This window comes from Sedimentitalea sediminis, from assembly GCF_042687825.1.
In the GTDB taxonomy this organism is placed as follows: Bacteria; Pseudomonadota; Alphaproteobacteria; order Rhodobacterales; family Rhodobacteraceae; genus Sedimentitalea.
On the sequence record NZ_JBHUQE010000005.1, the window covers coordinates 166,486 to 190,443 of the forward strand.

Genomic DNA, 23,958 nt, shown 5'->3' on the forward strand with positions numbered 1-23,958 from the left:
CAGCTTTTGCAACTTGGGACGGCATTAAGCAGGCCTCCGGTCATCGACAAGGACGGGTTCCTGAATGACCCCCATAGCGTCCATCTCGTTCAGAAATTCGTGCTTCGCGGCTGGATGGTTGTTGAGCACTTTCAGAATTATCGAACGGAGTTGGATGAACTGTGGGCTTTCGTTCAGGTTCAGATGAATATCCATCTTCTTGTTCAGCTTGCCGTGCAGGTCGGCCAGCGACATGAGGCTCTGACGAAGCTCTTTCAGCGCGCCCAACTGCATCATGCGGTCTTCATCACCCTTGGCGGATTCCAGAAGTGCCTTTAGCTCACGCAGAACCCATTTGAGGTCTTTGTCGGTGTCCTCGCCAAACTCGTTGACGATGGCCGCGTGCTGCATTGCCGTTTTGACCTTGGCGTCGTGCATGGCGGTCGCGAGGATCGCCAGCTTTTCGTCTTCGGGAAGTTGGGTGATGTACCGGGCAACCGACGTATCAGAAATTCCAAGCTCTTTGCCCGCTTGGAACATCGACATGCGCCCAAGAACGATCTCCCGCGTGTAATGCTCCCGCTTTGCATCGGGGAGCATCGCCATTTTGTGCGGCTGAGTTTTCTTGCGCGGCGTGCCTTTCGGCGGACCGCGCTTCTTATGCACAGTCGGCACCGGCCCCTTTCCGGGCACCAGAGTGACCTTATTCATTGGCGACGATCTCAAGCGGCACGCCCTGTTTTTCGGCCAGAGCCTTGGCGTCGCGGTACGCCTTCACGTTTCGCGCATCGGACTTCTTGATTTTGATCGAGTCGCCGGGTTTGCGCCCCTGATACACGCCGTTGCCGTCGAGGCAGGCTTGGTATTGGCTTTCAGCGGCGGCGAGCAGCTTGCTGTGATTGTCGTCCGCTTTCTGCTTCGCGAGCTTGTCCAGAAGCTCGTCGTTCTTGGTGACAACGCCCTTGATCTGCGTTTCAACGGATTCCGTGATTTGGGGAAGGATCGCCTCTGCGATTTTCGGTGCGAGTGCGGCAATCAGGGCTTCTGCTTGCTGGTCGTTATCTGCCATTTCTGGTTCCTCGTGATTGGGGCGGGTCATGCCCAACCCGCCCCGTTTCCATCACAAGACCAGAAGGTTGAGCCTAACTCGCGTTCTGTAGATCGAATATCGGTGCTACGCCGCCGTTGCCGCAACCGGAGTATCAGGTACTCGATATGCGGCTCCATGTTTCTCGACTGTGCCCTTCTCAATCGCTTTGTTCAGGACTGTGCGGACCACGCCGTCGGAGAAGCCGGTTTCGTCAGACAGTTCCTTTACGGTGCGCGGTCGTTCCAGTAGCGCCATGACCTTGGGGCGCGCCTCCATGTATCGAACGCCTTGTCGCTTCGGTTTGACCTTGCGGCGGGTTTGCGCATCGGCACGTGCCTGTTTCTCACGTTCCCAAAGCTCGCGGGCCTCTGTGACGTGGTTCAGGGAACCACGCCCCTCGTAAACGTCGAGCGCCCTCGTATCGCCCTCCAAGACGCGCACAACACGTGACCGAACGTCGTCACCGTTGAACCCGATGGCGTCGCAAAGCTCCGTTCGCCGCTTCGCCCACGCGCCCGAATGGTCGGTCAGAAACCGCAAGGCTTCGTATCTCGACTTTCTCCCCTCAGCTTTATTGGACGCCAGCGTGGTGGGGCCAAACAGGTCCAAGATCGCGCGAGACAGGACGGCGTAGATCAGGAGTTCTTCGGGCGGCGTTCGTGAATTGTGCTGGCCAAAGTCGGGGTCGGTGAGCATCACGCAACCCCAGGCATCGGCAGCACGTTGTCATCCTCGTCGATAAGGTCGCGTTCATCGTCGAGGGCGCGGTTCACGTCCATTAGTTCGCCCTTCTTGAGGTTCATCAGGAAGGTATCGTGCGAGATCGCGCCAGCGGTGTATGCCTTGAGCAGGGCCGTGAGAATGGCCGGGTCCATCTGCGCGGTCACGAAGTCACGGTGCAGTTTGAAGACAACTTCGTCTGCGGTGCCGGGACGGGTCCATTCAGCGGCAAGGCGCAGGAGTTTCGTCAGACCGGCTTCGACCATGTTGACGCTGCTGTGAAGCAGGGAGAGTTCAGAGCGATGGCGCAGACGGGCCGTGTCGGTCGTCTCGTTGCGGCCTTTGCCGTCATAGACCATCCGTGCGCCAAGCGTCGCCATTTGGGCCGTGAGATCGTCGAGGGCCGTCTTTTGGGCGGCGATGCCAGCGCCCGTAAACTCGAGCATCCCTGCTTGCGCACCCTGAGGCAGAACCCAGAACGCACCGCTGCCGATTTGCCGCGGCTTGTTCTTCTCGTTGATCGCCCCGGCGACCCAAGGCGTCGGTTGGGACGTCAGGTAGAGCGACCAGTAGTAGTCGGCACTCACGCGCCAGTGCGCGAGGTTGACGTTCACGAGGTCGAGGAACGGAGGCTTTTCAACGTCGGCTTTCAGGTTGTAGGGCGACACGATCGCCGCCGGAATGTCGAACATGGGCGAGCCGTCGATTGTCGGCGTGATGTCTTCACCGATTTGCACCTCTTCAACGGTCTGAATGTCAGGGCCGTTGCGCTGCGATTTGACGTGGTAGCGTTTGACCGTATAGGCCGGGTCGAGTGTCAGGACGAGGTGCTGCTCGACGCCCGTGTCTTCAAGGTCGTGGTTGGTCTCGTGCAGCCGCAGGTAAGTCAGCTTTTGACGCCCGCCGACAAGTTCCTCTTTCCAGTCCAAGATCGACTCTGCGTCGAAGGTGGAAATGAACGGCGCAGAGCCGGGGGCCGCGCCGTCGGTCGGGTAGTCGAGCAGCATCGCATACCGACCAAGGGACAGGACTTCGCGCAGGGCGCTTTCCAGAAGCACGTCGAGCGAATGCCCCTCGAAGGTTGCCGCATCGCGCATTCCGGCGATCCGCTCGGGCAATTCCAAGACTGGCGCGTTCCGGGTGACAGCGCCGACCATACCGCGCAAGGTGCGCTCGGCAACCGCATAGAAGGATGAACCCTGAACATAGCGGGTGTATTGGGCAGTGGTCATACCTTCGGGTTCGGGCAGGTATCGAGCGCCTGCGTTTTTCAGGCGGTCTTCGCCAGCGATCACATCGCGGATTTTGTCATAGGCTTGGCGTTGCTCCTGATACGTGCGGTGCTTGATCTTGGTCATGTGCGCACCCCGCGCACGATCAGGGGCCACGGGATGTCGAAGTGGGCCGCATTGGCGACAACACGGATGCGGACGCCTTCGGGCGTTCGGTCAGCGATCACGCCCATGAGTTCGGCGCGCGGATGCAGGTCGTCGGATTTCGCGGCGGCGATGATCAATTGGTGGAGATCATCAGGAGGCAGCGGCACGTCCATGTGGAAGGCCGTGTGAATGTCTTCACCCAAGAGGCGGGAGCCGTGAGGCGTCGGCTGGATTGTGACGTGCAGGGGCATTCGATTTACTTTCTCTGTTTAGGTGTCGGCGGACAGGTGCGGGCTACCCGCCGACTTGCGAGCATAGTGAGAACATATCAGGAACGCGCGGCGGGCGTTCCCGGAGTTTCAGGTAGCGGACTGCGAAAAGCAGGTGGCGCGTATTGGCGGTTTGCGCAGGCTTGCAGAGCGCGTCAGAGACGGGCGGTTGTGGGGTATCGGGCATGACGGTGGGGCGCATGGGCAGGAACGCGTTGCTCGGGCGGTTTCGCTGCGGCTTTGATGCGGTGGCGGGGCACAGGGGGGATGTGCCCTGCGGGCGCGGTGGGAAAATCGTGGATTTGTGATCTTCTAAATGCGCCCGGGTCCGGGGATCGACGGCAGAGAAAGGGGGTGGTCGAGGCTAAATCGACGAAAACCTTGTAACATGCGGTGCGTTACAAGTCGCGAACGCAGAATGATGCTTTAAGTTCAATGAGTTGATTGGCTTGACCCACTGATAACCTATCAGTTGGGCTTGAGAGACGCCTCAAGGGGACGTCTTTCTGACAGGAGACAGGGCGACAGTGATGCACTGCATTGCGCGCGCGTGCGTATATGCAAGAAAATAATGATGCGAATGACCGCCTAAGTGCATCATTATTTTAATACAGATATATGTGCGCGCGCGAATAGACGCATCAAGAATACCGAGCGTCCTGCCTCAACGCCCCTGCCCCTATAACTCCCTTATCGTCACCTGCCATTACAGTCGGATACCGCCGCCCGCTGCCTGTATGATGCCACGCATCAACACCGCAACAGAGAGCACGTCTGACGTTCCCGAACCCAATCAAGAAGGATGACCCGAATGCCTTTTGACTTCCCACCGCGCACACCGCACATGGCTAAATACCTCGACGAGATAATTGCTGACGCGCAATCACGCTTCCAGCATTCCAAGCCCCAAAAACGGCCGGAGCTTGTGCGCGCTTGGATTTCGAACAATGTCCGAGGCGCAACGGCGCGTGCCGCCATGCTGCGCCTCGACGCTATCAGCTAATCGTGTAAGGCCCTCTTGGGCACTGTGGATCGTCCTGCTCAATCGGCTGCACAACATCTCTGAGCAGTTCACGGGGCGTTTCCACAGTGCCATCAACCATGGCAAATCCGAGCTTGATCGCCTTATCTCTGACTTCCGCATCGACGCGTGTGTCTAGATCGTCCGCATCACGCCACCGCCAGACGTATTCTGCGTATTCGTCAACGCGACGACCATCGACGTACTTCTTGGTCTTGTCGCGCAGGATTTCTTCGCCTTCCATTGCGTGGCGGGCATCACGCTTTACTTTGATCCTGACAACGCGCTCCGGTCCCGACAAGCATCGCAAAAACGGGTCCCATGCCTCGTGGCGTTCGAACTCGCAATCTGCCACCCATGCTGTCACCAGATAGTCGTCACAGAAGTTTGCAACTCCCAGTCGCCGACTTACTCGATCAGGTTTTGGGTCGTCAGGACGATAACGCGACCAACCGGCTTCCAGCCGCTCCTGATACTCGGGCAACCAATCGCTCTCTTCCATTTCCGTGAATGTGAATTGCTCTTGATCTGGTTTGGCCGGGTCAAACGAATTGTGCCCAGAATACTTGATGAAGTCATATTGCTTGAGACGCTTGAACTCGGCCCTTGCCGCGATTTCGCCTTCCTTGTCGAGCACATCCTTGACCCAAGTATCTATCATCTCCCGCGCGTGTTTCTTCTCGCGCAGTCGATGCTCCCAAGCGTCAAGGGCTTTCAGAGCTTTGTCACGCCATTCTACCGCGCGTTCGCGGACCTGCGGCCATGCTCTGGGTGTGCCTTCGCGTGAAAGTTGCGCCTGCCATGACGCGGGCTTGACCAAATCGGCCAGACCGAGGGTTTCATACCACCAGACGTTGGAGGCGTATTCGAGCGCCACCTTCCTGAACTCGTCGAACGTCTCAGGGATCGCGGGAGGTTCACAGTACGCCCTTGGCTCCTCGTCGATGGCACAATGCAAACCGACCAGCGTCTCAAATGTCGGGACACGCACCGTTTCACCTTTCAACCCGGCCCGTAGTGTCTCGTATGTCACTTTCTTCTGGATGCGCGGATGGTCCAGCGCGAACTTTTGTCCAGCCTCAACTGCTTTCGTGATCGACCCACGAAACACCCGCAGCACCTCGTCGCCGTCGGTGAATTGCTCGACGTCTTGTTTTGCCTCCTGATACTTCATCACCGATTCTCCTCGAGCCATGCGACCACGTCGTCGCGAAGGTATCGCACAACTCGGCAATTGGGCTGTGAATATGACGGTCCGAAACCGTCTTTGCGCCAGCGAAGCATCGTTTCATCAGACACGCCAAGAAACTCGGCGGCTTCGGCACTGGTCATTACCAGAGGTGGATTTGAACGGATCAAGTCCGCCCGGAGAGAGTCAATTTGTGACGCGATTTGGTCAATGGTCATGATTATAGGTCCTGTGATTGGAACCCACATGACCGAACCGCGTCTCCCGCTTCCTGAGTGGCAATGCCACTACTCTCACGCGTCGGCCTCACACCTATCCGGGTCACTACCTATAGGCATGGAGGTATTGGTGACTTCAATTTAGGCGGTGTTTCGGCGCAATTCAACAACGGAAGAAGGTGCTGCCTGAATTCGCTTTCTGATCGCCGCCGCAATCGCATTTGCCGCTGCCTTTTGTTCTTCATATGTCGGTTCGCCATAGTGGCCGAGCATCCGCAGGTCATTGTCGGTCATGGTCTGCTGCGCAAGCCACCTGTGAACGTGACGCGGCGCAACTTCCCGCGCAACGGTCATCCAGAAGTGGCGCATGTCACCCGGCTTCGTCAGAGGCAGTTTGTCCAGCACGTCTAGGTGGCCGCGAGCATCCCGGCGCACGACACGCGACGGGAACACCCAGTCGCAGTCATCATACCGAATTTCGTGAAGGCGTTTAAACAGCCAGAACACATCGTCCGCGAGAACGATGGTGCGCTCAACCTCCTGACGCTTGAGCCTGTCGAAGGTCACAACACCGGCGTCGAGATCAACTTGGTCCCACGTCAATGCGCGCAGCCCACGGCCACGGAAGCCCGTATACCAAGTGATCTTCCAACACAGGCGGATATGCTCATTATGGATTGCTTCGATCTCGTCCCAGCGATCCGCCCACGGGACATGCATGTCGAGTTTACCTGTCTCGACGCGCGACCGCATCTTGGTGCCTTCCAGAAGCGACGGGATCGGCAGGGCAAGTGCGCAGAGCTTGTTGATGAAGCGAACTGTGGCCCCGGCCACCGTTGCCGCAACATGGGCAGCGTTCGGGCGCGTGATCTGCACTGCATTCAGGTACTGATTGATCTCAAGGATCGGCAGCTTGTCCACATGCACGTCGGCCCACTGCGCCAGATGCTTGTTGAACGTCGCGCGGTAGTCTTTGGCAGTTGTCTTCATCATCCGCGCCTTGCCCGACTGCCTGCTTGTCGTGCGGTGTTCAATGAATTGTTCAAGCGCCTCGCGAAAGGTCGGCAGCGCGTTGGCCTGCTCGTCGGCCTCCTTCGCCCGTGTCTCGGCCTTGTTCAAGACGTCGCCTGACACGATGCCATGCGCGACAAGGCCGCGCTGATCCTTCGCCCATTTGCAGTGCGTCACCTTCGAAGCCCATTGGGCGAGCTTGACCGAGCGCACTTTGTTCGCTGTCGGGTCCCACTTGTTGACGTACCAAGTCTTGACGCCGGTCTTTGTCACACAAAGGCGCAAGCCTTTCTGCTCGGGGTCCGTGTACCACACAGTCTTGTCCGGCGTCGGAATCGCGCCGACATTGGTGTCGGTGAATTTGATATGGGGCATGTTGAAATCCTTGTAATGGCCTTCGCGTTACAAGGTTCATGTTATGTTCTAACCAAACTCAAACCCAACCACAGATTGCGTAAGCACCTCATTTCGTTGAGGTAATTGCTTTTAAAATCGGTGTTTAGCTGGTGTTTTAGTGGTGCCCCCACACGGACTCGAACCGCGGACCTACTGATTACAAATCAGTTGCTCTACCAGCTGAGCTATAGGGGCAAGCCTTTGAAAACAAGTGTGTTTCCGCGGCCACTGCAATCTCGACGGTCACCATCATTTCATTGCCATGCAATGGAACATGAATGACTCGACGGTCATCCCGAGGGCGTTTAAAGGATTGGCGAACAAAGCGCAATCCGTCACAACCTGCTCGAGTCCTGTTTTTCCTCGGGCCAGTTGCGTTAGTTCTTTCTGCTCGAACCCGACACGATGTGGCATCCTGCGGTCATGCGGCAGTTTCGAACGGCGTGTTGATGAGCCCGATTTCGCCCCTGACGCCGGGTTGCTTGTGGTGAACGCGACCGGGTTTGATTGTTCGGATCGTCTCTATTCCGCTCAGAATCGCTTTGGCTGTTCGCAATCCGCGGAAACCTTGACGGTATCCGGGAAGCCGTTTCATCGCGGCGTGATCGCCTCCTGTTCTGTTGTTGCCCCATTTTCCGTCAATCCGCCGGATGTCTGGCGTCAGACACCGTGGGACCAAATATCAGCCCTGGTCTTCTGCGGGTGCCGTGCCTCTTAGGAGGGGCAGCGGCTCTTTGAAGGTCAATGTCCGATACGGGAACGGGATCTCAATACCGGCGTCATCCAGGGCGCGCTTGACCTTTGACACGACTTGATCGCGAGACTCGCGGACTTCGACCGGCTTTGATCCGGTCCACCATGTGACTTCAAAATTGATTGAGGAATCTCCGAACTCTTGCGCAAAAATCTGGATGGGCTTGTTGTCTTGATCCACGCTTTCGCAAGCTTCGACAGCACGACGAATTACGTCCCGCGCGTCATCCACATCCACATCGTATGCAACACCGCAGGTGACAGTCATTCGCCGCACTGGCTGGTCAGTACGAATGATCACCGGATTCTTGAAGAGAATGGAATTTGGCACAATCACCAATTGCCCGTCGGTCTGACGTATATGGCTTTCACGGATCGCAATTTGATCAACTTCGCCTTCAATGCCTTCGCACTCGATGAAATCGCCAATGCGCATCTCGCGCCGAAACAGGATGATGATCCCGGCGAGAAAATTCTCGAAAACGTCCTTGAAAGCAAAGCCGATGGCAACGGAGCCCAGTCCAAGGCCAGCCAAGATACTGGCAGGTGTCAGTCCGGGAAAAACGATCACCGCAGCGATCATGAGGCCTATCACCCAGACCAGGATCGACATCAATAGGGTGAACAGCTCCTTGAGGCTTTGCCGAAGCTTGGTTCGTGCCAAAACACGCCTCACTGAAAAAGTCGCTGCTTTGCTCAGGCCGACCGTGAGAAGCAAGATGACAAAAGCGACAACAATATGAGGGAACATTTCGATTGTTGCGCGTGCAATTTCTCGTAGCTGATCCAACAGAATATTGACGGGTTCCAACGGGTTTCTCCTTCGCGTCTTGTCGCAGTTTCACGTACCAGGGCACTGGGCATTCTAGCGCGTTGATCGACCGAAATCAGATCTTGCGGTACAGTTCTTATTTTCCGGGCCGCCGTGACCAAGTGCCGGGAAATGCAAGAATGCTTGGTCGATCATGATGTTGAAGCGCAGTAACACAAGCGCATGACCATGCTGGCAAGCATTTTGACCTTTGGGGCGCTGGCGACAGGTGTGATCCTCTGGTTGCTCTGATCCGAAAATTCCTGGCAGCGTCTGTTAGTCCGGTTCGACTATTTCGTCGCGAACCTGCCCCCATGCCATGAGCGTGAAAATCACCGTACCCCCCATGATGTTTCCGGCGAGGACGGGCAGGAAAAAGCCGAAAACAGCATCGTAAAAACTGAGATTCCCGGTCACAGCGAGCAATCCCATTTCGACGGAACCGGCAACAACATGGGTGAAATCTCCGGCCGCAATGAGCCACGTGAATACAAGAATAATCAGGAATGAAGCACTTTCCAGCTGTGGCAACATCCAGACTATCGCCGCGATCAGAATCCCCGCGGGGATGGCCCTCATGAAACTTTCACCAGCGGGCATACCTACTGCATGCTCGGACAGAGACATCAAGGCTGGCATCAACTCAGGAGGGATTGCCGCGGTGTGCGCAAACATGGTTGCGATGGCAAAGGCCCCAACGACATTTGCCGCAAGAACGATCCCCCAGAGCCGGCAGACGCTGCCGAACATCTTCAAAGAAGGCTTGACCATAAACGGAAGGACAGTGGTGATCGTATTTTCCGTAAAAAGCTGCATCCGCCCGAGGATCACAAGCAGGAATCCAAGGCTATAACCAAGGTTCTCAATCAGATAGCTACTTGACGCATCTGGAAGATAGGTACGAAAAATCGCTTCGCCCAGTACGGAGAAACTGATCATGATGCCAGCGGCAATACCAGACCAGATCAGTGACCGAGTCGGTCGAGCCAGCTCTTCTTCACCGTCTCTTCTGATGACTTCGTAGATGAGACGAGGCGACAGCTTGGCTGCGTCTTCCACATCCTGTTCGTCAGACTGTCGATCGAGTGCAGATCGGGCCCCGTTCCTGCGCTTTTCGGCCATCATTTGCAGCAACTTTTCCTATCAGTCAGCAGTTTCAGATTTCATGCGGGCACGCGCTTATCTTAGAGACAAGAGGAAGTTACGACAGCACAGCAAGAAAATTTGGCGCCCGGTGGCGCACAAGCTAGGGCCGCTGGTACAGCGGGATGGTAGACAAGGACATTTTAGCTGATCCGTTTTGCACGTCCCGCGCATGGGAGATGTAGATCAGTGTCTCGTTCTCGGCATCAAAGATCCGCTTTACTCTCAGGGACTTCCAGATAACTGAACGACGCTCGGAAAAGACGCTCTCGCCTTCGTCGGACCGATCGATAGGACCCACAGTGATTTCGCCGGTCTGGCGACAGGAGATGGACGAGTTGGAGGGGTCTTCGAACCAGTTTCCCTTTTGGAGACGGTCGATCAGCCCGCGTTCAAAATAGGCAACATGACAAGTTACACCATCAACCTTGGGATCTGCGAACGCCTCGATGATGATGTCATTGCCCAGCCAATCGACGTCAACATTTCCAACTTTCTCCGCCTGAGCAAGCGAAACGCTCATCAGCAAGCTGAAGAGCGCTGCGGGACCGAGGCCCCGATTGCGATAAGCCAGTTCGCCAAAAGCGATCATCTCAAACCCAGCAGTCCAAGGACAAACAGAACGACAACGACAACACCGATAATGTAGAAGACACGATTCATGTATCTCTCCTGTTTTGTTGGTTTGCTTGCATTTGCAGCAGGCATTGTTGATGAGGGCCGCCCCGGCGGGGCGCCCCCCCCCTGTATCAGGAGTGTTCACTCAGGAAGTCGTCAACCTCCTTCTTGGCCTCTGCTTTGGTTTTCCCGTATTTCGCCTGGAGTTTGCCTTCCAGCGCTTCACGGTTGCCATCCATTTCAGCCAGTTCATCGTCGGTCAGATCGCCCCATTTGGCTTTGATCTTGCCGGACATCTCTTTCCACTTTCCTTCAACTTGATCCCAGTTCATGGGTTCTCCTTTCGATATAAAGACAACATTAGGTCAAAGACCAAGGTTGTCGACGGGTCGTTTCAAAACTTCCGCTCGGGCGCGGCGGATCAAGCGGCCTTCGTGCCGGCGCTCAGGTCTTGCGGCGAATCATCCGCGCCGCTGCAATCAAAAGACATGCCCCGGCAGCGGCGACGATCAGCTGCCCGATCCAGCAACCACGCGTCGTTTCAGGCACTGCAAAAGCAGCGCGTTCAGCACAACGGCACCCAGTATCCCGAACACGATGTCGCGCGATAACCCCATGTTCGATTTCATGATCACTTCAGCGATCCAACCTGCAAGCGCGCCGATGATCATTGGGCCGACGATACCTATTCCAGTCATCTTTCACCTTTAATATCGGCCCAATGATCACGCGGAGCCACCTTTTGTGGCTTCTTGTGCGTATCGCGGAAGAGAGCACATGCTCCCCTCCGCGACGTTTCAGTTCTTGTAGGTCGGCTGTGCTTCCAGCGCCTCCTGCGAAGCGTCGATGTAAACCTGCACGTCGTCGCCGCCGTCTTTGCGCAGGATCGTCAGTTCGTCAAAGGTTACCGCAACCGGCTTTTCCCCAATGCCAAGGAACCCGCCGACGTCGATGATCGCGCGGTCGATGGCCCCTTTGTCGTCCAAAAGAAGCGCACGGACTTCACCAACATCCTCGTCGCCAACCCCATAGACCCGCGCGCCGGTGAGCATCTCTGCGGTCAGTTCGGACCGCTCGGTCTTGGCATAGCCATCACGCTTGACGTCGGGCGGCATCAGCATCGTACGTTTGGATCCTGTTTCGGCGTCCATATCTGCTGTTTTCATGCTCCCGGAAAAACTTGGCGCGGCTTCAAGCGCGGCACTGGAGGATTTGATGACAAGGAAGACATCATCGGCGTCATCGGCTTCACGCATGACATGGATCTGCTCCATTTCCATGGCGACATCCTTTTCGCCAAGCCCAAGAAAGCCGCCAACTCCGACGATCACGGCACGGACAGTGCCATCATTTGAGATCACGAGCTCATTGATCTCACCGATGTCGTCCCATTCGGTCTGTGCGTCCGGAGCCAAATCGGCCGTTGGGTCAACATCGTCCTCACTGCTATAGACACGCATACCGATGAACTCGGAGGCCAAAAAATCACTGTCGGCGACAGAGTAGTCCAAAAAGTTGGCCATAGGCCCATCCGCAAATGCCGAAGTTGCCATGGTCAGGCATGCGGCAGTCGTCATCATGAGTGTTTTCATTTGATCGTCTTCCCTTCGTTGCGGCGCTACGGCTTGATGCCGATCATGTGCGCCCGGTTTTTACGTCTGCAACTCGTGTCTGTTCGTTGCGGAGAATTTGGGACCACATCGAATGACTGTGACCCGAGAAGGTCATTGGGAGCGCAGAGCCGGTGTTTGTCTTAACCGATGAGGGAAACCGCGCAGTATCCTATGACATACCAAGAGCAACTTTCGCGTGGGCATACCCTTACGTCATTTCAGGTGGGAACAGGTTTTCGGGTCCAGACTATCGGCAGGGCCAAATCCGTCGGGCCAGGCCGGACCTCCCGGCCCCACGCGAAAGCGTTCGCCCGGCGGGCGCGGCCTATTCTGATCCCGGAATAGACACCCCACCCAGATCAACGGGGGGCGCGATGAGCGCGCCTCCCACCCTCGATGCACTTATGAAAGCAGAACAGATGAAATCGAAATCATTCAAAGTTGGCCGCAGCGCAAAAACTGGCCGTTTCACTACGGTCAAGAAGGCGACTCAGCGCAAATCCACCCACGTGGTGGAGACGATCAAGAAGAAGTAGGGCGCACCAATTGAAATAGCCGTGTCCCGTTCAGGGGTACGGCAATCCATGGGAGAGCAAAATAGTAGAATACACCAACTTGCCGCCCGAGGCGGCTGAGCTGATTCAGCGTCAGTATGATATCGACCGCGCGGAAGCCGGCAGAAGGCCCCTATCTCAAGGTTCCGCTACCGGGGCGACCAGATTGAGAGCCGCTGGGCTGCGATGGAAGAGCTGGACACGATGCGCCGGATCATCGACGCGATGCCCGAGTTGGTGGCGCGCCGCCTCGAAACCATCTGGTGCGATTCAAACGCCGGGGCCTGCTACACGGTGACCATTCGGCCCGGCCTCTGGGTGCCAGACCTCCGGTGGGCAATCGCTGACGCTGTGATGGAGGCCGGGGGGGGGGGACACAACGGCATCATGGTCGAGACGGACGGCGGCAACGGCTGTCACATCGACCCGGACTGGGGGTGAGGAGGTGTGAATCGGTCTGGGGTAGCGCCGGTGTAACGCAGCGCTGCGGCGCCGCCGGTCCCGTAAATTCTTGATATTGTGGGGTGGGTNACGGCGGCAACGGCTGTCACATCGACCCGGACTGGGGGTGAGGAGGTGTGAATCGGTCTGGGGTAGCGCCGGTGTAACGCAGCGCTGCGGCGCCGCCGGTCCCGTAAATTCTTGATATTGTGGGGTGGGTGGTGCTGCTGGAGAGAATTGAACTCTCGACCTCTCCCTTACCAAGGGAGTGCTCTACCTCTGAGCTACAGCAGCGCCGTGCGCGCGTCATTAGACGCAATCGGGGTATCGTGCAAGGGCAATCTGGACCCTTTTACGGTGCTGCGATACAGAGGGGCATGACGGACAAGACACCTCCCCGCCGAGACAGGACGCAGAGCCAGAGCCGGGATGAGCGGCTTAAGGCCGCTCTCAAGGCAAATATGGCGCGCCGCAAGGCACAGGCGCGTGCCCGTGCAGCGGAATCGGGCGGCAAGAAAGACAAGGATTAGAGCAGATGGATTCCATAGTGGTGACGGGGAACGGGCCTTTGTCCGGTCAGATCCCGATTGCAGGGGCCAAGAACGCCTGCCTGACATTGATGCCGGCAACCTTGCTGAGCGATGAACCGCTGACCCTGACCAACGCACCGCGTCTCAGCGACATCCGCACCATGACCGACTTGCTGGGCTCGTTGGGGGCCGAGGTCAGCGAGTTGCAGGATGGGCAGGTGCTGGCAATGTCCAGCCACGACCTGAACAACCACACGGCGGATTACGACATCGTGCGCAAGATGCGCGCGTCGATCCTGGTACTGGGACCGATGCTGGCGCGGGACGGACACGCCATCGTATCGCTGCCGGGCGGTTGTGCCATCGGCGCCCGGCCGGTCGATCTGCACCTGAAGGCACTTGAGGCGCTGGGGGCAGAGCTGGAACTGAAGGACGGCTATGTGCATGCCCGCGCGCCAGGCGGATTGAAGGGCGGCACAATAGATTTTCCCTTTGTGTCTGTCGGGGCGACGGAAAATGCGCTGATGGCGGCCACGCTGGCCAAGGGCACCACGGTGATCCGCAATGCCGCGCGCGAACCGGAGATCGTCGATCTGGCCCATTGCCTGCAGAAGATGGGCGCTCAGATCGAGGGCGAGGGCACCGATACGATCACCGTGCAGGGGGTGGACCGGCTGCATGGCGCGACCCATCCCGTGGTCACCGACCGGATCGAGCTGGGCACCTATATGCTGGCCCCGGCGATCTGTGGCGGCGAGGTCGAATTGCTGGGCGGACGCCGGGACCTGGTTGGCGCGTTCTGCGAGAAACTGGACGAGGCCGGCATCGATATACGCGAGACCGAACAGGGGCTGGCGGTAAAGCGGCGCAGCGATCATGTGCGCGCGGTCGATGTCACGACCGAACCCTTTCCGGGCTTTCCCACCGATCTGCAGGCCCAGATGATGGCGCTAATGTGCACAGCGGACGGGGTTTCGGTACTGGAAGAGAAGATTTTCGAAAACCGGTTCATGCATGCGCCGGAACTGTTGCGCATGGGCGCACGGATCGAGGTGCATGGCGGTCATGCCACGGTCACCGGCGTCAAGCGGCTGAAGGGCGCGCGGGTCATGGCGACCGATCTGCGGGCCTCGGTTTCGCTGATCCTGGCCGGATTGGCTGCCGATGGCGAGACCACGGTCAGCCGCGTCTATCATCTGGATCGCGGATATGAACATGTTGTGCGCAAACTCGAAGGAGTGGGTGCCAGAATCGAACGGATCAAGAGCCAGTGACCAGAGACGCAACATTCCAGGACGGGGCCGAGGCGCCGCTGAATCTGGGCGCCATGGATGCGGACGACCTGCGGGTCGTGTCGGCGCTGGTGCAGGATTCGGTTTTTCCGATCACCGAGATGACCTGGCAGGCGCAGCAGCGGCGCTTTGCCCTGCTGCTGAATCGGTTCCGCTGGGAGGATGCGCCCGCGGCGCGCCAGCGCGGTCGCCCGGTCGAGCGGGTGCAATCCCTGCTTGTGGTTGACAATGTGCTGAGCGTTGCCTCGCAGGGCATCGACCGGCGGGATGCCGATACCGTTCTGTCGCTGCTGTCGGTGACGTTTGAGCCGGATCAGGACGGCGCCGGGCAGGTTCTGTTGACACTGGCCGGGGATGGCGCCGTGCGGCTAACGACCGAAGCGTTGGAAGTCACGCTAAAGGATGTGACCCGCCCCTATCAGGCGCCGTCCGGAAAGGCTCCGGACCATCCGGCCTGATCGTCAGGCCATCCAACTGCCAAGGAATCGCCGTGGCAACGTGGATTCAGGCCCACTTTGCGGGACAGAGCGTGAATGCGCCGCGGTTCTGGGACCGCCGCCTGCATTTGTGTCAGAGAAAACCTGTTGCGCTATGCACCGAGTTCCTTGCTTTCCCGCTGAATGGACCATTCGATCAGTTGCAGCCATAGCTTGCGCACCAGGTTCGGATCCAATCCTTCTTTGCAAGCGGTGGCGCTGACCTTGTCCAATACCTCTGCCACCCGATCTGTCGTTCGGGCTGGTAAGCGTTCAACCTTTTTGAGGTCTACGGCCCGGTCGATATAGCGGCTTCGGGTGACCAGCAAGTTGATGAGTTCAACGTCGATTGCATCGATTTGCACGCGAAGTTCCGCCATGGACTTGCAGGCTTTGGGGTCGAGAATTTTTTTCATACTGGCTTTGCGCATTATGTTGTTGAAAGGGATTTTCCTAGCCAAGAAGCCGACAGAGGTGACGTAGGGCGCGTTTCGACCGCTCTTCGCAAAAGGACCGTGAAGGACTTGGAAGGCGTCCAATGACGCGTCTGATCTGCTGGTCGCCGATCAGAAGGTCAAGGTAGAGTCCTGCGGCTTCGCCGGCGTCTTTAAAGTCAAGACGCCCCTCATTTCTGGCGCGCAGCAACACTTTTTCCAGCAACGGAAACACCGCCTCGCGCCCTGCCGTCGACAATGTCGCACCAAGTTCGCCGCTGCTGTCCGAGGCTGCAGCCCGGTTCAGGGCCACGGCCCTGTCGCCGGTCAGCAGAGCGAGCAGTTTCGGACCAAGCGTGTCCAGAATCGAAAGTGAATCGTGATCGGTTTTCAGCTCGGATTCCAGATGGTTCTTCACTTCCTCTGCATTCCGTGTGACGAGCGCCTTAAACAGGCCCTGCTTGTCGCCGTACCAGTTGTACAGCGTTTCATTCGAGGCACGTGCCTGTCTTGCAATGCCCAGCATCGACGTGCCGCCATATCCCTTGGCCTCCAGCACTTCATAGGCCGCAGCCTCGATCTGCCGTTGGCGGAGTGATCGGTTTTCTTCCCGCAATTTTTCTCTCCAGATTGTTGACTGTAACCGTAACAGTAATTACGGATGTCCTCAACCGTAATTTAAAATACGCTTTTGGAGAATCAGATGACCCAACATGACCGTTACGCCCTGGCCGCACTTGCGACGCTGATATTGCTGCAAACAATCATGCTTTCGGCGCTCTATGCGGGAATCAGACCGCATCCGCCGGCGGCCACAGTCTTGTTTGGCATCGCCCCGTTCCTTGGCGCCTCGGTGTCTGTCGCCCTGTCCGCGATTATCGTGCAGCCCCTCGCGACCCCTGTCGGAAGGAGCCTGAGTGTTCTGGCGGCGCTGATGGCGTTGGTGTCGTTCGGGCCGCAGAAATACTTTGATGCACAGTTTGGTCTGATCTGGCCCGCCGTTGTCTTCGGTCAATTTGCGACCCTGGTGATCTTTGTCCGGGTCCTGAATGCTGCCCGCCAGAAGGACGAGATCGGCCGGATGGCTGCGTCCTGCACTGGACGGACCTGATGGCCCGCCTGCTCTTGCCGCTGTCCTTGCTCTCGCTTCTGAGCGTCGGCGCCATCTTCGGCTTCTTCTACGCCTGGGTCTGTTCCACGATGTGGGGGCTGGATCAGGCCGATCCGCAGGTGGCGATTGCCGCGATGCAGGCGATGAATGCTTCGGTGCGCAATGCCGTCTTTGCCCCGGCGTTTTTCGGCACGCCGGTGGTACTGTGGGTCACGGCAACTGTTGCCGCGCGTGCCGGGGCGGGGCGTGCGGGGGTGTGGTTTGCACTGGCCGGAGCGGTCTATCTGGTCGGCGGCCTGAGCCTGACAATGCGCTTCAACGTGCCGATGAACGAAGCGCTGGCGCAGATCGTGCTGCCGCTGACAGACGACGCGGCGGCGCGCATCTGGGCCGAGTATTCGCCCACATGGCAATTCTGGAACCAGGTCCGGACCGTTGCCTCTGGGGGAGCCCTGTGTCTGGCCGGTCTGGGTTTGATGGCCGTGCCGCGGCGCGGTGCATAAATCTTGAGGCTCTCCGAGCTTGCGGATATGTCAGCCGCCAAAGGAGAGCTTTATGCCCCAGTTTCTGGATACCGCGTCGCCCGATTTCGAACCCGCCTTTGTCGCCTTGCTGAATGCAAAACGCGAAGACAGCCCCGACGTGGATGCCGCCGTGGCGGCAATCATCGCCGATGTACGTGCCCGGGGGGACGCGGCGGTGGTCGAGCTGACGGCCAGGTTCGACCGGCTGGACCTGACCCCGGAGCGGCTGGCCATTGAGGCCGACGAGATCGCCGCTGCCGTCTGTCAGATTGCGGACGAAGACCGGATCGCACTGGAGCTGGCCGCCGAACGCATCCGCGCCTATCATGTGCGGCAGATGCCCGAAAATACGGTATGGACCGATCCGGACGGGGCCACGCTGGGCTGGCGCTGGACACCGGTCACGGCGGCCGGGCTTTACGTACCGGGGGGCCTGGCGTCCTATCCGTCCTCGGTTCTGATGAACGCCATTCCCGCCAAGGTGGCTGGCGTGGGGCGGCTGGCGATCACCGTTCCGACGCCGGATGGGGTGATAAACCCGCTGGTGTTGCTGGCGGCACAGATCGCCGGGGTGGACGAAATATTTCGCATCGGCGGCGCGCAGGCGGTGGCGGCGCTGGCCTACGGCACCGAAACCATCGCGCCGGTGGACAAGATCACCGGCCCGGGCAACGCCTATGTCGCCGCCGCCAAGCGCAGGGTCTTCGGCAAGGTCGGCATCGACATGATCGCCGGGCCGTCCGAGATTCTGGTGATTGCCGATGCCGACAACGATCCGGACTGGATCGCGCTGGACTTGCTCAGCCAGGCGGAACATGACGAAAGCGCGCAATCGCTGCTGATCACCGATGACGCCGATTTCGGTCGCGCGGTGGCGGTGGCCGTCGAAAAACGTCTGCAGACGCTGCAGCGTTCGGCCATCGCCGGAGCCAGTTGGCGCGATTATGGGGCGGTGATCACCGTGCGCGATCTGGATCAGGCGGCAGAGCTGTCCAACCGGATCGCCCCGGAACATCTGGAACTGTGCGTGGCCGATGCCGAAGGGCTTGCGGCCAAAACCACCCATGCCGGAGCGATCTTTTTGGGACAGTGGACGCCCGAAGCCATCGGTGATTATGTCGGCGGTCCCAACCACGTGCTGCCCACCGCGCGGTCGGCCCGGTTCTCGTCGGGTCTGTCGGTGCTGGATTTCCTGAAACGCACCACACTGGCGCGGATGTCGCCCGAAGCGCTGCGGGCCATCGGCCCGGCCGCGGAACGGCTGGCCCGATCCGAAAGCCTGCAGGCGCATGGCCTGTCCGTCACCGCGCGGCTGCGCAAGCTGAACGGCTAGGCGCGGCCGTCCGTTCGTGACGGCGGAATCCGACCCGGGCGACCGGGCCGGATTTGGCCGGCCGCGCAAAGGGCGATGCGCCCTTTGCGCGCAGCGGATTGCAGCGCCGCCGCAGGCGCGGTAAGCGTGACGCAACCGCCAGAGGACAAGCCCGAATGAGCCATATTGCCCACATCGCCCTGGATGACGCCGGTTTGCCGACGCCCACGCCCGAGATCGAACAGGAGCGCAAGGTCGCCATGTTCGACCTGCTCGAAGAGAACAGCTTTGTGCTGCCTCAGCGCGATGACCGCCCGGTCCCCGAAGGACCCTATCATCTGAACCTGTCAATTCGCGACAAGCGGCTGGTTTTTGACGTGCGCACCGCAGACGAACAGACCGCTGCCGAATTTCATCTGTCGCTGTCGCCGTTCCGGCAGGTGGTCAAAGACTATTACCAGATCTGCGAAAGCTATTTCGACGCGGTCAAGACCATGCCGCCCAGTCAAATCGAAACCATCGACATGGCGCGGCGCGGTATCCACAACGAGGGCAGCCGGGTGTTGCAGGAACGGCTGGAAGGCAAGGCCGAGATCGACACTGACACCGCACGCCGGCTGTTCACCCTGATTTGCGTTCTGCACTTCGGGGCCTGAGGCTTGCGCGATCTGCCCCAGTCGATCCTGTTCTGCTGCGACCACAACGCGGCGCGATCGCCGATGGCCGAAGGCATCATGAAAAAGTTCTATGGCACCGGCACCTACGTGCAATCCGTCGGTGTGATGAACGATATGGAGATCGACGGTTTTTCCATTGCCGTCTGCAAAGAGATCGGTGTCGAACTGTCGCGCCACCGGTCACGCAGCTTTGACGAAATGGAGCAATGGGGCGATGATCTCAGTTCCTTCGACCTGATCGTCGCCCTGTCTCCGGCCAGCCAGCGCCGCGCGCTGGAACTGACCCGGTTCTTTCACCTGACGGTGGAATACTGGCAGATTCTCGATCCCACCGGGCTGGGTGAAACCCGTGCGGAAAAGCTGGCCAGCTACCGGCAGACCCGCGATCAGATCATCAAGCACTTGATTGCCCATTGGGGCGAGCCGGACACGGCCTGACCATCGCGCACAGCGGCTTTGCGTCCGGCGCGCGACAAGGGCGGCCTTTGCCGGTGGCTGGCCGGTAGTGACGATTTCAAACCCCGCCCGGGTGATCCGTGCCTGCCATCTGGCACAGGGCAAATGCGTTACATGCGGCATCGGGCTGGGCATTTTCGTCACCGGGACGAACGGGCGCAGCGGGCATTTTCCTTTGATCGGTCCACGGGCCGGAAAGCAACCACTCACCGGGTTTTAACGGCCGCCGTTCCGCCAAAGATCAACCGCATAGCCGCTGTCTTTTCCGACACAGCAAACCTGGTCTGACAAATGCTGCGACAGGGGGGCGAGATCGGCATGATGCCGGCTGATATGACCAAGGCTGCGCCGGGTATGCGCGGGGTCCGACCTGGCGGCGCTTGATCATCCGATCCAACAGCTGGCGTGTTGTGAACCACACACCCGACAGGTCCGTCACCTGCCGGTCAGGAATCCGTCAGCGCACCCTTTGCCGAGCGGGCCACAGATGCCGCCGCGCGCCGCCGGCTGAGCCATCTGTTCCCCCACCCGCAGGCCCCTTCCGGCGCGGCCGACAGTGCTGATCGGCCCGCCGGCTGGCCTGTCAGCGCAACTCGCGTCCAGATTGCGGCGATGGCCAGGGCGCGCATGGAATGCGAAATCTGACCCGGTTCTCGTTTCAAATCGGTCACAATACGGCGCATTTGAGGATTGTGCGCTTGAAATAAGGCCCGAAAAGCATCATCTAACCGAACGACTCGCCCGTGTGCGGGACCACAAGTATGGAGACAACATGGCCAAGGAAGACACTCTCGAATTCCCCGGCGTCGTGAAGGAACTCCTGCCGAATGCGACATTTCGGGTCGAACTTGAGAACGGCCATGAGATCATCGCTCATACTGCAGGAAAGATGCGCAAGAACCGCATTCGCGTTCTGGCCGGCGACAAGGTGCAGGTCGAGATGACCCCCTATGATCTGACCAAGGGTCGGATCAACTATCGTTTCAAATAAGGCGAAGCCTCGGCTTCGCCCCGCCCATGCCGGGCTACGTTGTGCGTCGCAGAACGTAGCCCGCATCCGGGTGAACGACTGGGCGCAACGATGACCGCAGTGGCAGCACAGCCTTTACCCCGGTTCATTCTCGGATCGGGCAGCCCCCGACGGCTGGACTTGTTGGCACAACTTGGGTTGGTGCCCGATGCCATCCGTGCCCCCGACATCGACGAACAACCGCAGCCGGATGAACGCCCGCGGCCCTATTGCCAGCGCATCGCGCGGCAAAAGGCATTGGCGGTTCCGGCAGAGGCAGACGATGTGGTTCTGTGCGCCGATACCACCGTGGCTCTGGGCCGGCGCATTCTGGGCAAACCCGCCGATGCCGCCGAAGCCGAGGCCTTTCTGCGCGCCCTGTCGGGCCGGCGGCACCGTGTCATTACCGCCGTCGCCCTGCGCCGGGGAGACCGCATCTGGCAGCGGGACGTCGTCAGCGCGGTGCGGATGAAACACCTGTCCACAGCTGAACTGGCCGCCTATCTTGCCACTGGCGACTGGCAGGGAAAGGCTGGTGCCTATGCCATCCAGGGTCCAGCCGGCGCCTTTATCCCCTGGATCAGCGGATCCTTCACTGGCATTGTCGGCCTGCCTCTGGCGGAAACCGCCCATCTGTTGCAGGCCGCCGGCATCGCCTTGTACCGGCAAGCTGCATGAAGGGCCGTACGATCATCCTGGACCATCTTCAGGACCGCGAGGCTGCGGCATTGCTGGTCGATGGCCGGCTCGAGGATCTGCTGATCGAAGGCGATGCTCCGGCCCCGGGCACCATCTATCGCGCCCGGGCCGACCGCCCGGTCAAGGGACAGGGCGGAATGTTCCTGTCGACGCCGGACGGCGCGGCCTTTCTGCGCCAGGTTCGCGGGCTGGCTCCGGGCGACCGGCTGCTGGTGCAGGTTTCGGGATATGCCGAACCCGGCAAGGCGATCCCGGTCACGCAAAAGGTGCTGTTCAAAAGCCGATATGCCATCGTCACCCCCGATGCGCCGGGACTGAACATTTCGCGCGCGATCCGTGATGAAGTCGAACGCGATCGATTGTTGGAGGTCGCGCATGAGTCGATGCGGGACCTGCCGTTTGGACTGATCCTGCGCTCGTGCTGCGCCGGAGCCGAAGCCGACGCGATCGCCGAGGACATTGCCGGGATGGCCGCCCTGGCGCGCCAGGTGGTCGGTGACGCGGGACAGAACGCGGAAACGCTGATCGACGGCGACAGCCCGCACGGGCTGGCCTGGCGCGACTGGACCGACCCGGCCGAGGTGGTGACCCGCTCGGGCGGATTTGCGGATCACGGCGTGCTCGATGCGATCGACGCGGCCCGCGGACCGGCCGAACCGCTGAGTGGCGGGGCCGGAATGTTCATCGAACCCACCCGCGCGCTGATCGCGGTCGATGTCAATACCGGCGGAGACGCTTCGGTCGCAGCCGGTCTGCGTGCCAACATGGCCTGCGCCCGCGGTCTGCCGCGTGCCCTGCGTATCCGCGGATTGGGGGGACAGATCACGCTGGACCTAGCGCCGATGCCGAAAAAGGACCGCCGGCCCTTCGAGACCGCGCTGCGGGCGGCCTTCCGGACCGACAGCATCGACACGGCGCTTGTCGGCTGGACCCCTCTGGGGCATTTCGAACTGCAACGCAAACGCGCCCGTGTGCCCCTGTCGGAGTTCCCGTCCTGAACCGCTGCGGTTTGTGCCGCGTTCGTTCGGATTCTGACGATTTGCGGCACTGGTTCCGGACCAGGTGAGATATCGGTACCAAGCGCGGCAAAATCCCTCTGGACACCACCGCACACACAGCCTAGAACGCGCCAACCCAAAGGTCGAAACCTTTCCCGTGCCCGGGTAGCTCAGGGGTAGAGCAGTGGATTGAAAATCCTCGTGTCGGTGGTTCGATTCCGCCCCCGGGCACCATTAAATCTCTTATTTTACAATGCATTATGCGCCGTCTTGGTGTTTGGGAATTTTTCCATCACATGCCGGGGTGTCGTTTGGGTGCTGCGTTGAACAAGGAGGTAACAGAAAGGGGGGCTGCGGCGATGCTGGGGTCTATCCCTCTTGATTGCTGAGCGAAAGTGTTGAATTGTTGATAAAAAATTCAACCATGAGCGTAGCGCGCCTCAGTTCAGGCGGGTTTCGGCGGGCGGCAATGTTAATAGCAGATCAACTTGAAAGTTTCTTAGGTAATTTTGGGCGATTGTATATTTGACAAACCCGCTACTGGGGTTCTTCAACGCTACAAAATATCCAGAGAAGCAACATTGCAGATACGGGGTTTATGAAGAGGGCAACGACCTGCCAAAGAAACCGATCTTGCCCCCGGTGCTCAGCCATATCACCAACCAAAGCGAACATCTGCCAGATGATCCAGAGAACCAAAATCAGGAAGAGAAGCGGTAAGATGGCCTCACTCATCTTGGGTATCGCGCTTTTCACCTTTCTGCTTCTGCTTCACCAGCTTCCGCAGTTTCTCGTTGAACCGTTCGTCGTCGTCGTCCGTCCCGAGTTCGCGGGCGGCTTCCTTGAAGCGCTCGAGTTGACTCTTTTTAGCGTCAGGTGTTGTCATAGCGCATGCCTAATTTAGAAGAACCCTACGAGTATATCCTATACATTGATGAGGCCGGTGACGATGGCTTAAAGCGCGTTCGCCCACTCGATGATGTTGGAGCGTCTGAGTGGTTGGTTGTCTCTGGGGTTTTGATCAGACACGACAATGAGAGCGACGTTGTCGATTGGGTTAGGGAAATCAGAGAAGACATTAATGCACGACAGGGGCCAGCGCTGCACTTCCGCAACTTGTCCCCGTCCAAGAAGAAAAGAACCTGCGAACTTTTGATCGAGAAGCCGGTTGTTTGCTTTGCAGTTTGCTCGAACAAAAAGAACATGCGCGGCTACAACGTAAGCGTCCGGTCTGA

The 23,958-nt window shown here is 59.0% G+C and carries 32 protein-coding genes and 3 tRNA genes; 15 read left to right on the forward strand and 20 right to left on the reverse strand.

Annotated features, from left to right (window positions below):
* Nucleotides 1-24: 24 nt before the first annotated feature.
* The 5 genes from ACFMPD_RS06545 to ACFMPD_RS06565 all read right to left on the reverse strand — a co-directional run bounded on the left by ACFMPD_RS06545 (nt 25) and on the right by ACFMPD_RS06565 (nt 3,419).
* Nucleotides 25-690, reverse strand: a complete 666-nt coding sequence (locus ACFMPD_RS06545) for a hypothetical protein (protein ID WP_380992992.1) — start codon at nt 688-690, stop codon at nt 25-27.
* Entirely contained in the window at nt 683-1,048 is a 366-nt protein-coding gene (locus ACFMPD_RS06550; protein WP_380992993.1) for a hypothetical protein, read from the reverse strand. Before ACFMPD_RS06550 ends, ACFMPD_RS06545 begins: the two co-directional genes overlap by 8 nt.
* Nucleotides 1,049-1,153: 105 nt before the next feature.
* Complete coding sequence (locus ACFMPD_RS06555; RefSeq protein ID WP_380992994.1) at nt 1,154-1,765, reverse strand: hypothetical protein; 612 nt, start codon at nt 1,763-1,765, stop codon at nt 1,154-1,156.
* On the reverse strand, nt 1,765-3,147 hold the full coding sequence (locus ACFMPD_RS06560; protein WP_380992995.1) for a DUF4055 domain-containing protein: 1,383 nt from the start codon (nt 3,145-3,147) through the stop codon (nt 1,765-1,767). The genes ACFMPD_RS06555 and ACFMPD_RS06560 overlap by 1 nt, the downstream gene beginning before the upstream one ends.
* On the reverse strand, nt 3,144-3,419 hold the full coding sequence (locus ACFMPD_RS06565) for a hypothetical protein (RefSeq protein ID WP_380992996.1): 276 nt from the start codon (nt 3,417-3,419) through the stop codon (nt 3,144-3,146). Before ACFMPD_RS06565 ends, ACFMPD_RS06560 begins: the two co-directional genes overlap by 4 nt.
* A gap of 829 nt (nt 3,420-4,248) precedes the next feature.
* Between ACFMPD_RS06565 and ACFMPD_RS06570 the strand changes: the two genes are divergently transcribed.
* A complete protein-coding gene (locus ACFMPD_RS06570; protein ID WP_380992997.1) occupies nt 4,249-4,440 on the forward strand; it encodes a hypothetical protein in 192 nt (63 codons plus the stop codon).
* Here ACFMPD_RS06570 and ACFMPD_RS06575 read toward each other — a convergent pair.
* The 11 genes from ACFMPD_RS06575 to ACFMPD_RS06625 all read right to left on the reverse strand — a co-directional run bounded on the left by ACFMPD_RS06575 (nt 4,433) and on the right by ACFMPD_RS06625 (nt 12,189).
* Nucleotides 4,433-5,632 (reverse strand): hypothetical protein, encoded by a 1,200-nt coding sequence (locus ACFMPD_RS06575; protein ID WP_380992998.1) that lies wholly within the window; start codon nt 5,630-5,632, stop codon nt 4,433-4,435. The two genes, ACFMPD_RS06570 and ACFMPD_RS06575, sit on opposite strands and share 8 nt — an antisense overlap.
* Nucleotides 5,632-5,865 (reverse strand): helix-turn-helix domain-containing protein, encoded by a 234-nt coding sequence (locus ACFMPD_RS06580; RefSeq protein WP_380992999.1) that lies wholly within the window; start codon nt 5,863-5,865, stop codon nt 5,632-5,634. The genes ACFMPD_RS06575 and ACFMPD_RS06580 overlap by 1 nt, the downstream gene beginning before the upstream one ends.
* Before the next feature lie 141 nt (nt 5,866-6,006).
* Complete coding sequence (locus ACFMPD_RS06585) at nt 6,007-7,251, reverse strand: tyrosine-type recombinase/integrase (RefSeq protein WP_380993000.1); 1,245 nt, start codon at nt 7,249-7,251, stop codon at nt 6,007-6,009.
* 140 nt (nt 7,252-7,391) lie between these two features.
* A tRNA-Thr gene (locus tag ACFMPD_RS06590) sits at nt 7,392-7,467 on the reverse strand.
* A gap of 226 nt (nt 7,468-7,693) precedes the next feature.
* On the reverse strand, nt 7,694-7,951 hold the full coding sequence (locus ACFMPD_RS06595) for a DDE-type integrase/transposase/recombinase (RefSeq protein WP_380993001.1): 258 nt from the start codon (nt 7,949-7,951) through the stop codon (nt 7,694-7,696).
* Nucleotides 7,952-7,954: 3 nt separating this feature from the next.
* Nucleotides 7,955-8,836 (reverse strand): mechanosensitive ion channel family protein, encoded by an 882-nt coding sequence (locus ACFMPD_RS06600; protein WP_380993002.1) that lies wholly within the window; start codon nt 8,834-8,836, stop codon nt 7,955-7,957.
* A 276-nt stretch (nt 8,837-9,112) separates the two neighbouring features.
* Complete coding sequence (locus ACFMPD_RS06605) at nt 9,113-9,958, reverse strand: formate/nitrite transporter family protein (protein WP_380993003.1); 846 nt, start codon at nt 9,956-9,958, stop codon at nt 9,113-9,115.
* Nucleotides 9,959-10,082: 124 nt separating this feature from the next.
* Entirely contained in the window at nt 10,083-10,502 is a 420-nt protein-coding gene (locus tag ACFMPD_RS06610) for a CreA family protein (RefSeq protein WP_380993025.1), read from the reverse strand.
* A 226-nt stretch (nt 10,503-10,728) separates the two neighbouring features.
* Nucleotides 10,729-10,929 (reverse strand): CsbD family protein, encoded by a 201-nt coding sequence (locus ACFMPD_RS06615; protein WP_380993004.1) that lies wholly within the window; start codon nt 10,927-10,929, stop codon nt 10,729-10,731.
* Between the two features lie 177 nt (nt 10,930-11,106).
* Entirely contained in the window at nt 11,107-11,268 is a 162-nt protein-coding gene (locus tag ACFMPD_RS06620) for a GlsB/YeaQ/YmgE family stress response membrane protein (RefSeq protein WP_380993005.1), read from the reverse strand.
* 126 nt (nt 11,269-11,394) lie between these two features.
* Nucleotides 11,395-12,189, reverse strand: a complete 795-nt coding sequence (locus ACFMPD_RS06625; protein WP_380993006.1) for a PRC-barrel domain-containing protein — start codon at nt 12,187-12,189, stop codon at nt 11,395-11,397.
* A gap of 395 nt (nt 12,190-12,584) precedes the next feature.
* Between ACFMPD_RS06625 and ACFMPD_RS06630 the strand changes: the two genes are divergently transcribed.
* A complete protein-coding gene (locus ACFMPD_RS06630) occupies nt 12,585-12,746 on the forward strand; it encodes a hypothetical protein (protein ID WP_380993007.1) in 162 nt (53 codons plus the stop codon).
* Between the two features lie 204 nt (nt 12,747-12,950).
* Nucleotides 12,951-13,205, forward strand: coding sequence for a hypothetical protein (locus tag ACFMPD_RS06635; RefSeq protein WP_380993008.1), 255 nt, complete (start codon nt 12,951-12,953; stop codon nt 13,203-13,205).
* Between the two features lie 219 nt (nt 13,206-13,424).
* On the opposite strand, the gene ACFMPD_RS06640 is transcribed toward ACFMPD_RS06635, so the two are convergent.
* Nucleotides 13,425-13,499: transfer RNA gene (locus tag ACFMPD_RS06640), tRNA-Thr, on the reverse strand.
* Between the two features lie 241 nt (nt 13,500-13,740).
* On the opposite strand from ACFMPD_RS06640, the gene murA reads away from it, so the two are divergent.
* Nucleotides 13,741-15,009, forward strand: coding sequence for a UDP-N-acetylglucosamine 1-carboxyvinyltransferase (gene murA / locus ACFMPD_RS06645; RefSeq protein ID WP_380993009.1), 1,269 nt, complete (start codon nt 13,741-13,743; stop codon nt 15,007-15,009).
* A complete protein-coding gene (locus tag ACFMPD_RS06650) occupies nt 15,006-15,485 on the forward strand; it encodes a DUF2948 family protein (protein ID WP_380993010.1) in 480 nt (159 codons plus the stop codon). The genes murA and ACFMPD_RS06650 overlap by 4 nt, the downstream gene beginning before the upstream one ends.
* A 131-nt stretch (nt 15,486-15,616) precedes the next feature.
* On the opposite strand, the gene ACFMPD_RS06655 is transcribed toward ACFMPD_RS06650, so the two are convergent.
* Complete coding sequence (locus tag ACFMPD_RS06655; protein WP_380993011.1) at nt 15,617-15,934, reverse strand: chorismate mutase; 318 nt, start codon at nt 15,932-15,934, stop codon at nt 15,617-15,619.
* Nucleotides 15,935-15,956: 22 nt separating this feature from the next.
* Nucleotides 15,957-16,553, reverse strand: coding sequence for a TetR/AcrR family transcriptional regulator (locus ACFMPD_RS06660; protein ID WP_380993012.1), 597 nt, complete (start codon nt 16,551-16,553; stop codon nt 15,957-15,959).
* Between the two features lie 87 nt (nt 16,554-16,640).
* Here ACFMPD_RS06660 and ACFMPD_RS06665 point away from each other — a divergent pair, with 87 nt between their 5' ends.
* From ACFMPD_RS06665 to ACFMPD_RS06705, 9 genes are all read left to right on the forward strand, one after another.
* The gene (locus ACFMPD_RS06665) at nt 16,641-17,048 is read left to right on the forward strand and encodes a hypothetical protein (protein WP_380993013.1); all 408 of its coding nucleotides are present in this window, start codon (nt 16,641-16,643) and stop codon (nt 17,046-17,048) included.
* A complete protein-coding gene (locus ACFMPD_RS06670; protein WP_380993014.1) occupies nt 17,048-17,551 on the forward strand; it encodes an anthrone oxygenase family protein in 504 nt (167 codons plus the stop codon). Before ACFMPD_RS06665 ends, ACFMPD_RS06670 begins: the two co-directional genes overlap by 1 nt.
* A gap of 52 nt (nt 17,552-17,603) precedes the next feature.
* The gene (gene hisD, locus ACFMPD_RS06675) at nt 17,604-18,905 is read left to right on the forward strand and encodes a histidinol dehydrogenase (RefSeq protein ID WP_380993015.1); all 1,302 of its coding nucleotides are present in this window, start codon (nt 17,604-17,606) and stop codon (nt 18,903-18,905) included.
* Between the two features lie 155 nt (nt 18,906-19,060).
* A complete protein-coding gene (locus ACFMPD_RS06680) occupies nt 19,061-19,540 on the forward strand; it encodes a UPF0262 family protein (RefSeq protein ID WP_380993016.1) in 480 nt (159 codons plus the stop codon).
* Nucleotides 19,541-19,543: 3 nt separating this feature from the next.
* Entirely contained in the window at nt 19,544-19,999 is a 456-nt protein-coding gene (locus ACFMPD_RS06685) for an arsenate-mycothiol transferase ArsC (RefSeq protein WP_380993017.1), read from the forward strand.
* Between the two features lie 790 nt (nt 20,000-20,789).
* Nucleotides 20,790-21,008, forward strand: coding sequence for a translation initiation factor IF-1 (infA, locus tag ACFMPD_RS06690; RefSeq protein WP_005978431.1), 219 nt, complete (start codon nt 20,790-20,792; stop codon nt 21,006-21,008).
* 90 nt (nt 21,009-21,098) lie between these two features.
* Nucleotides 21,099-21,704, forward strand: coding sequence for a Maf family protein (locus ACFMPD_RS06695; RefSeq protein ID WP_380993018.1), 606 nt, complete (start codon nt 21,099-21,101; stop codon nt 21,702-21,704).
* Nucleotides 21,701-22,723, forward strand: coding sequence for a ribonuclease E/G (locus ACFMPD_RS06700; RefSeq protein WP_380993019.1), 1,023 nt, complete (start codon nt 21,701-21,703; stop codon nt 22,721-22,723). The genes ACFMPD_RS06695 and ACFMPD_RS06700 overlap by 4 nt, the downstream gene beginning before the upstream one ends.
* Before the next feature lie 159 nt (nt 22,724-22,882).
* Nucleotides 22,883-22,957, forward strand: a tRNA-Phe gene (locus ACFMPD_RS06705).
* Between the two features lie 493 nt (nt 22,958-23,450).
* On the opposite strand, the gene ACFMPD_RS06710 is transcribed toward ACFMPD_RS06705, so the two are convergent.
* On the reverse strand, nt 23,451-23,609 hold the full coding sequence (locus ACFMPD_RS06710) for a hypothetical protein (protein ID WP_380993020.1): 159 nt from the start codon (nt 23,607-23,609) through the stop codon (nt 23,451-23,453).
* A 5-nt stretch (nt 23,610-23,614) separates the two neighbouring features.
* On the opposite strand from ACFMPD_RS06710, the gene ACFMPD_RS06715 reads away from it, so the two are divergent.
* Nucleotides 23,615-23,958: DUF3800 domain-containing protein (locus tag ACFMPD_RS06715; protein ID WP_380993021.1), on the forward strand; the 344-nt coding region annotated here is incomplete at its 3' end.

Coding starts and splice junctions, on each gene's coding strand:
- ACFMPD_RS06545 (WP_380992992.1), bottom strand. CDS start 690: ATGAATAAGGTCACTCTGGTGCCCGGAAAGGGGCCGGTGCCGACTGTG.
- ACFMPD_RS06550 (WP_380992993.1), bottom strand. CDS start 1,048: ATGGCAGATAACGACCAGCAAGCAGAAGCCCTGATTGCCGCACTCGCA.
- ACFMPD_RS06555 (WP_380992994.1), bottom strand. CDS start 1,765: ATGCTCACCGACCCCGACTTTGGCCAGCACAATTCACGAACGCCGCCC.
- ACFMPD_RS06560 (WP_380992995.1), bottom strand. CDS start 3,147: ATGACCAAGATCAAGCACCGCACGTATCAGGAGCAACGCCAAGCCTAT.
- ACFMPD_RS06565 (WP_380992996.1), bottom strand. CDS start 3,419: ATGCCCCTGCACGTCACAATCCAGCCGACGCCTCACGGCTCCCGCCTC.
- ACFMPD_RS06570 (WP_380992997.1), top strand. CDS start 4,249: ATGCCTTTTGACTTCCCACCGCGCACACCGCACATGGCTAAATACCTC.
- ACFMPD_RS06575 (WP_380992998.1), bottom strand. CDS start 5,632: ATGAAGTATCAGGAGGCAAAACAAGACGTCGAGCAATTCACCGACGGC.
- ACFMPD_RS06580 (WP_380992999.1), bottom strand. CDS start 5,865: ATGACCATTGACCAAATCGCGTCACAAATTGACTCTCTCCGGGCGGAC.
- ACFMPD_RS06585 (WP_380993000.1), bottom strand. CDS start 7,251: ATGCCCCATATCAAATTCACCGACACCAATGTCGGCGCGATTCCGACG.
- ACFMPD_RS06605 (WP_380993003.1), bottom strand. CDS start 9,958: ATGGCCGAAAAGCGCAGGAACGGGGCCCGATCTGCACTCGATCGACAG.
- ACFMPD_RS06610 (WP_380993025.1), bottom strand. CDS start 10,502: ATGAGCGTTTCGCTTGCTCAGGCGGAGAAAGTTGGAAATGTTGACGTC.
- ACFMPD_RS06615 (WP_380993004.1), bottom strand. CDS start 10,929: ATGAACTGGGATCAAGTTGAAGGAAAGTGGAAAGAGATGTCCGGCAAG.
- ACFMPD_RS06620 (WP_380993005.1), bottom strand. CDS start 11,268: ATGATCATCGGCGCGCTTGCAGGTTGGATCGCTGAAGTGATCATGAAA.
- ACFMPD_RS06625 (WP_380993006.1), bottom strand. CDS start 12,189: ATGAAAACACTCATGATGACGACTGCCGCATGCCTGACCATGGCAACT.
- ACFMPD_RS06630 (WP_380993007.1), top strand. CDS start 12,585: ATGAGCGCGCCTCCCACCCTCGATGCACTTATGAAAGCAGAACAGATG.
- ACFMPD_RS06635 (WP_380993008.1), top strand. CDS start 12,951: ATGGAAGAGCTGGACACGATGCGCCGGATCATCGACGCGATGCCCGAG.
- murA (WP_380993009.1), top strand. CDS start 13,741: ATGGATTCCATAGTGGTGACGGGGAACGGGCCTTTGTCCGGTCAGATC.
- ACFMPD_RS06655 (WP_380993011.1), bottom strand. CDS start 15,934: ATGCGCAAAGCCAGTATGAAAAAAATTCTCGACCCCAAAGCCTGCAAG.
- ACFMPD_RS06665 (WP_380993013.1), top strand. CDS start 16,641: ATGACCCAACATGACCGTTACGCCCTGGCCGCACTTGCGACGCTGATA.
- ACFMPD_RS06670 (WP_380993014.1), top strand. CDS start 17,048: ATGGCCCGCCTGCTCTTGCCGCTGTCCTTGCTCTCGCTTCTGAGCGTC.
- hisD (WP_380993015.1), top strand. CDS start 17,604: ATGCCCCAGTTTCTGGATACCGCGTCGCCCGATTTCGAACCCGCCTTT.
- ACFMPD_RS06680 (WP_380993016.1), top strand. CDS start 19,061: ATGAGCCATATTGCCCACATCGCCCTGGATGACGCCGGTTTGCCGACG.
- infA (WP_005978431.1), top strand. CDS start 20,790: ATGGCCAAGGAAGACACTCTCGAATTCCCCGGCGTCGTGAAGGAACTC.
- ACFMPD_RS06695 (WP_380993018.1), top strand. CDS start 21,099: ATGACCGCAGTGGCAGCACAGCCTTTACCCCGGTTCATTCTCGGATCG.
- ACFMPD_RS06700 (WP_380993019.1), top strand. CDS start 21,701: ATGAAGGGCCGTACGATCATCCTGGACCATCTTCAGGACCGCGAGGCT.
- ACFMPD_RS06710 (WP_380993020.1), bottom strand. CDS start 23,609: ATGACAACACCTGACGCTAAAAAGAGTCAACTCGAGCGCTTCAAGGAA.